Origin of the sequence: Azoarcus sp. TTM-91 (genome assembly GCF_012911025.1) — a bacterium.
Taxonomy (GTDB): Bacteria; Pseudomonadota; Gammaproteobacteria; order Burkholderiales; family Rhodocyclaceae; genus Azoarcus.
Map to the genome: position 1 here is coordinate 1 of NZ_WUEI01000189.1, position 5,269 is coordinate 5,269.

The following is a 5,269-nucleotide window of genomic DNA, read 5'->3' on the forward strand; positions in this document are numbered from 1 at the left end:
GCATCGTCGAGGTGAAGGTGCCGGATATCGGCGATTTCTCCGACGTGCCGGTGATCGAACTGTTCGTGAAGGTCGGCGACACCCTGAAGGTGGATGACGCCATCGCCACGCTGGAGTCGGACAAGGCGACGATGGATGTGCCTTCCTCCGCCGCTGGCGTGGTCAAGGAAGTGCTGGTCAAGGTCGGTGACAAGGTGAGCCAGGGCGCTGTGCTGCTCAAGCTGGAAAGCAGCGCGGGAATTGCTGCGGCAGCGCCTGCTCCGGCACCCTCCGCGCCGGCAGCCACGCCGGCCCCGGCTCCTGCTCCAGCCGCTCCCGTTGCGGCGCCGGCCGCTGCCGCGGGCACCGCGGTGGCCCCCTCCACCCTGGCGATCGGCGCCAAGGTGCACGCCAGCCCCTCGGTACGCGCCTATGCCCGCGAACTGGGCGTGGATCTCGCACAAGTGAAGGCCAGCGGGCCGAAGAACCGCATCCTGAAGGAAGACGTCAGCGCCTTCGTCAAGGGCGCGATGAGCACCGGCGTAGTCCCGGGCAAGAGTGCGCCGGCCACCTCCGGCGGCGGTGCCGGGCTGGATCTGCTGCCCTGGCCCAAGGTCGACTTCTCCAAGTTCGGCGAGATCGAGGTCAAGCCGCTGTCCCGCATCAAGAAGATCTCCGGCGCCAACCTGGCGCGCAACTGGGTGATGATCCCGGCGGTGACCTACCACGAGGATGCAGACATCACCGACCTCGAAGCCTTCCGCGTGCTGATCAACAAGGAGAACGAGAAGTCCGGCAAGAAGCTGACCATGCTCGCCTTCCTGATCAAGGCGTGCGTGTCCGCGCTGCAGAAGTTCCCCGAGTTCAACACCAGCCTGGACGGCGACAACCTCGTCTACAAGAAGTACTTCAACATCGCCTTCGCCGCGGATACCCCGAACGGCCTGGTGGTGCCGGTGGTGAAGAACGCCGACAAGAAGGGCGTGTTCGAGATTGCCGCCGAAACCGGCGAACTGGCGAAGAAGGCGCGCGACGGCAAGCTCGGCCCGGCCGACATGTCCGGCGCCTGCTTCACCATCTCCAGCCTGGGCGGCATCGGCGGTACCTACTTCGCGCCCATCGTGAATGCGCCGGAAGTGGCCATCCTCGGCGTGAACAAGAGCGCGATGAAACCGGTGTGGGACGGCAAGCAGTTCGTGCCGCGCCTGACGCTGCCGCTGTCGTTGACCGCGGACCACCGGGTGATCGACGGCGCCCTGGCCACCCGCTTCAATGTCTATATCGCCCAGCTGCTGGCCGACTTCCGTCGGGTCATGCTGTAAGGAGCCGCGACATGAGCCAGATCATCGAGGTGAAGGTGCCGGACATCGGCGACTTCGACGCCGTGCCTGTCATCGAACTGTTCGTGAAGGCCGGCGATACCATCGCGGTGGATGACGCCATCTGCACCCTGGAATCGGACAAGGCCACGATGGACGTGCCCTCCTCCGCCGCCGGCGTGGTCAAGGAAGTGCTGGTCAAGGTCGGCGACAAGGTGGCCGAAGGCGCGGTGCTGCTGAAGCTGGAAGCCGCATCGGCCTCCGCCTCGCCCAAGCCGGCCGCAGCCCCGGCAGCAGTTTCGGCCCCGGCGGTTGCCCCCGCTCCCGCGGCAGCGCCGACCGCCGCCAGCCACAGCGGCAGCGCCGACATCGAGTGCGACATGCTGGTGCTGGGCGCCGGCCCCGGCGGCTACTCCGCCGCTTTCCGCGCGGCCGACCTCGGCCTGCGCACCGTGCTGGTCGAGCGCTACGCCACGCTGGGCGGCGTCTGCCTGAACGTGGGCTGCATCCCGTCCAAGGCCTTGCTGCACGTCGCCAACGTCATGGACGAGGCTTCCCATTTCGCCGACCTCGGCATCGATTTCGGTGCGCCCAAGATCGACATCGACAAACTGCGGGGCCACAAGGAGAAGGTCGTCGGCAAGCTCACCGGCGGGCTCGCCGGCATGGCCAAGGCGCGCAAGGTGGAAGTCGTGCGCGGCCTGGGCAGCTTCCTGGACCCCAACCACCTCGCGGTGGAACTGACCCAGGGCGATGCCCAGGAGAAGAGCGGCGAGAAGAAGGTCATCCGCTTCAAGCAGTGCATCATCGCCGCCGGCTCCCAGGCGGTGAAACTGCCCTTCATGCCGGTAGACCCGCGGGTGGTGGACTCCACCGGCGCGCTCGGCTTGAAGGCCGTGCCCAAGCGCATGCTGGTGGTCGGCGGCGGCATCATCGGGCTGGAGATGGCGACCGTCTATTCCACGCTGGGCGCACGCATCGATGTGGTCGAGATGATGGACGGCCTGATGCAGGGCGCCGACCGCGACCTCGTCAAGGTGTGGGAAAAGAAGAACATCCACCGCTTCGACAAGGTGATGTTGAAGACCAAGACCGTGGCGGCCGAGGCCAAGGAAGACGGTATCTGGGTCAAGTTCGAAGCCATGGAAGGCGGCAGCGGCGCTCCGGCTGAGGCCCAGTGCTACGACCTGGTGCTGGTCGCCGTCGGCCGCAGCCCGAACGGCAGCAAGATAGGCGCCGACAAGGCTGGCGTAGTGGTGACGGACCGCGGCTTCATCCCGGTCGACAACCAGATGCGCACCAATGTCCCGCACATCTTCGCCATCGGCGACATCGTCGGCCAGCCCATGCTCGCCCACAAGGCGGTGCACGAAGCCCATGTGGCGGCGGAAGTCGCTGCCGGCCAGAAGTCCAGCTTCGATGCGCTGCAGATCCCCTCGGTTGCCTACACCGATCCGGAAGTGGCCTGGGCTGGGCTCACCGAAGATCAGGCCAAGGCCAAGGGCACCAAGTACGAGAAGGCGGTATTCCCCTGGGCCGCCAGCGGCCGCGCCATAGCCAATGGCCGCGACGAGGGCTTCACCAAGCTGCTGTTCGATGCGGAAACCCACCGCATCATCGGCGGCGCCATCGTCGGCACCCATGCAGGCGACCTGATCGGTGAAATCTGCCTGGCGGTGGAAATGGGCGCAGACGCGGTAGACATCGGCAAGACCATCCACCCGCACCCGACGCTGGGCGAATCCATCGGCATGGCAGCGGAAGTGGCCCACGGCTCTTGCACCGACTTGCCGCCGCCGCGGAAGAAGTAGGCTGTCTCCCTGGTAACGAGCATTGCCGGAGGCAATACAAGGCTTCAATGATGAAACGCCCGATGGTCAGGTCCATCGGGCGTTTTTTTGTAACGACGGAGTCAAGCCGGGCCAAGCCAGACCGGAATCGCCGCCCTGGCCCTAGCACTCAGGCGACAAAACGGAAATAAGCAACCAACTGCTTGAGATTGCCCACGTTGCCCTGCACCCCTGTCGCCGCCCTCTCCACCTCCCCGATTCCCGCCAAGCTCCGCTCGACAAGCGCGGAAATCACCTCCATGTCCTGCGCGATCTGCTCCGAAGCCGCGGAGTGTTCGGCCGAAGCCTCCGCGATCTGACCCGCCAACGCAGCGACCTGTCCGCTGCCATGTTCTATGCGCGCCATGATGTCTAGGCTGTCCGTCGCGCTCTCGCTCGCCAAACCCACCTGCCCCACAGCCTGCGCCATGTCGCCGGAAACCTTGGACGACACCTTGCGTATCCCATCCACCATGGAAGCAATGGTGCCGGTGCAGTGAGCCGTGCGCTCGGCGAGCTTCCTCACCTCGTCCGCCACCACCGCGAATCCGCGTCCCACCTCTCCGGCACGAGCGGCCTCGATCGCTGCATTGAGCGCCAGCAGATTGGTTTGATCCGAGATCTCTCGGATCTCGCTGGACACGGCGCCTATGCTCTGGATGGAGTCACCCAAGGCCTGCATCGCGTCATTGGCTGCATCCACGGCAACCACCGTCTTCCTGGCTGCCCCCACCGTCTCATTCAGGTGTGTCCGTCCATTGGCCACCAGCGCCAGAGCATCGTCCGCGGCCCGAGCGGAAGCTTTCGCCCCACCGGCAACTTCGGAGACAGCCGCGCTGTTCTCCTCCGATGCGGCCGAAACCGACAAGATGTGATCACGCTGCGCATTCGCCGCCGACAGTAGTTCCTCGACCTGCTGCTTGAGTACCGAGTTTTCCTTCTCGGTCAGGACCGCCGCCAGACGGATTTCGTCCAACATGACCTTCAGATGCCCCTGCATGTACATGAGGGCATCCATGAGCCGTCCCATCTCGTCCGAACGCCCCACTGGCAGGGTATTCGTAAGGTCGCCTTCGGCGATCCGCTCGAAGACGTCCAGCACCTGCTTTGACTCAGTCACCGTGCGGCGCCAGAGCGCACCAAGCACCGCCAGAATCCCTCCCCCGCTCAGCATGCCGAAAGCCGCGAGCCCGACTCCGGGGGCCGATGACAGCCCCCAATCGACGCCCACACCGACCACCGAAAAAGCCATGAGGAGGGCCAACACGGCCACTACGCCCAGCAACCCCTTGTTCGATACGCCCCGTCGGTTGGGCATGTCCAGATTGCGATAGCGCGTCTTCTTGGAGCGCATCGACGTGTAGAGCGCCTCCTCTGCCTCCACGCGCTCAGGCGCAACCTCGCTGCGCAAACTCATGAAGCCGACGTTCCTGCCCGCTTTCCTCACCGGCAACGTCAACGCCCTGGACCAGATCTCGCCACCGCTGAAGTGCTTCATCTTCGACATGCCGTACCACGGCCGCCCCGCGGTCGTTGTGCCTCGCACGTCGGCCAGCAACTCGCCCGGTACATCGGGGTAAGCAATTTCCTTGATGCTGGTACCGATGAGGTTTTCCCGCTCTGCCCCTATCATCTCGGCAAAAGCCTCGTTGGCATAGGTGATCTTGAAGTCCATGTCGTACTTCAAGACCACCATCTTTCCTCTCGGGAACGGGTGACCGCGCCCCGTGCCTGGCTTTCTCTTGGTCATCTGCATCTCTCGTCAGTTGGGGCACCCTCTGATGGGGTACTTGTCGTTTGCAGGAAACTTGAAGCTCGGAGAGCGGCTTCACTTTTTGTTAGCGTCCTGTCTTTTTATTTTTTAACCATTTAACTGTCAAATTTTTCGACAGTTGCCCCCCAAGCAAATCACACCGAACGGAAAAGTGTTTATGAAACAAGAAGAAGAGCACTTTTATGGGGCGAAGAATGCCCAGACTTCGTGCGCACGCACAGAAGAAGAGCAGACTGAAGCAGGGCTACAGTTGTAACGCGCGTGACGGTTGAGCGGCTGAACGTGGAGAAGCGGCGTGCGGTGTTTTTGACGGAATGCCGGGTCGGGGAAACGGTGGTGCTGACGGGGGAAGCGGAGTTGCTGATTCC

3 protein-coding genes are annotated in these 5,269 nt (G+C 64.0%); 2 read left to right on the forward strand and 1 reads right to left on the reverse strand.

Features of this window, described 5'->3' with window-relative positions; translation table 11 throughout:
• The first annotated feature begins 2 nt into the window (after positions 1 to 2).
• Positions 3 to 1,301 carry a dihydrolipoyllysine-residue acetyltransferase gene (gene aceF, locus GRF61_RS23200; protein ID WP_169152982.1) on the forward strand — a complete coding sequence of 433 codons (1,299 nt, stop codon included), beginning with the start codon at positions 3 to 5 and terminating at the stop codon, positions 1,299 to 1,301.
• Positions 1,302 to 1,312: 11 nt separating this feature from the next.
• A complete protein-coding gene (lpdA, locus tag GRF61_RS23205) occupies positions 1,313 to 3,109 on the forward strand; it encodes a dihydrolipoyl dehydrogenase (RefSeq protein WP_169152983.1) in 1,797 nt (598 codons plus the stop codon).
• Between the two features lie 148 nt (positions 3,110 to 3,257).
• On the opposite strand, the gene GRF61_RS23210 is transcribed toward lpdA, so the two are convergent.
• Positions 3,258 to 4,814 (reverse strand): methyl-accepting chemotaxis protein, encoded by a 1,557-nt coding sequence (locus GRF61_RS23210; RefSeq protein WP_169152984.1) that lies wholly within the window; start codon positions 4,812 to 4,814, stop codon positions 3,258 to 3,260.
• Positions 4,815 to 5,269: the final 455 nt, after the last annotated feature.

Bases quoted from the DNA above. Each gene is read 5' to 3' on its own strand.
- lpdA (WP_169152983.1), top strand. From the start codon at position 1,313: ATGAGCCAGATCATCGAGGTGAAGGTGCCGGACATCGGCGACTTCGAC.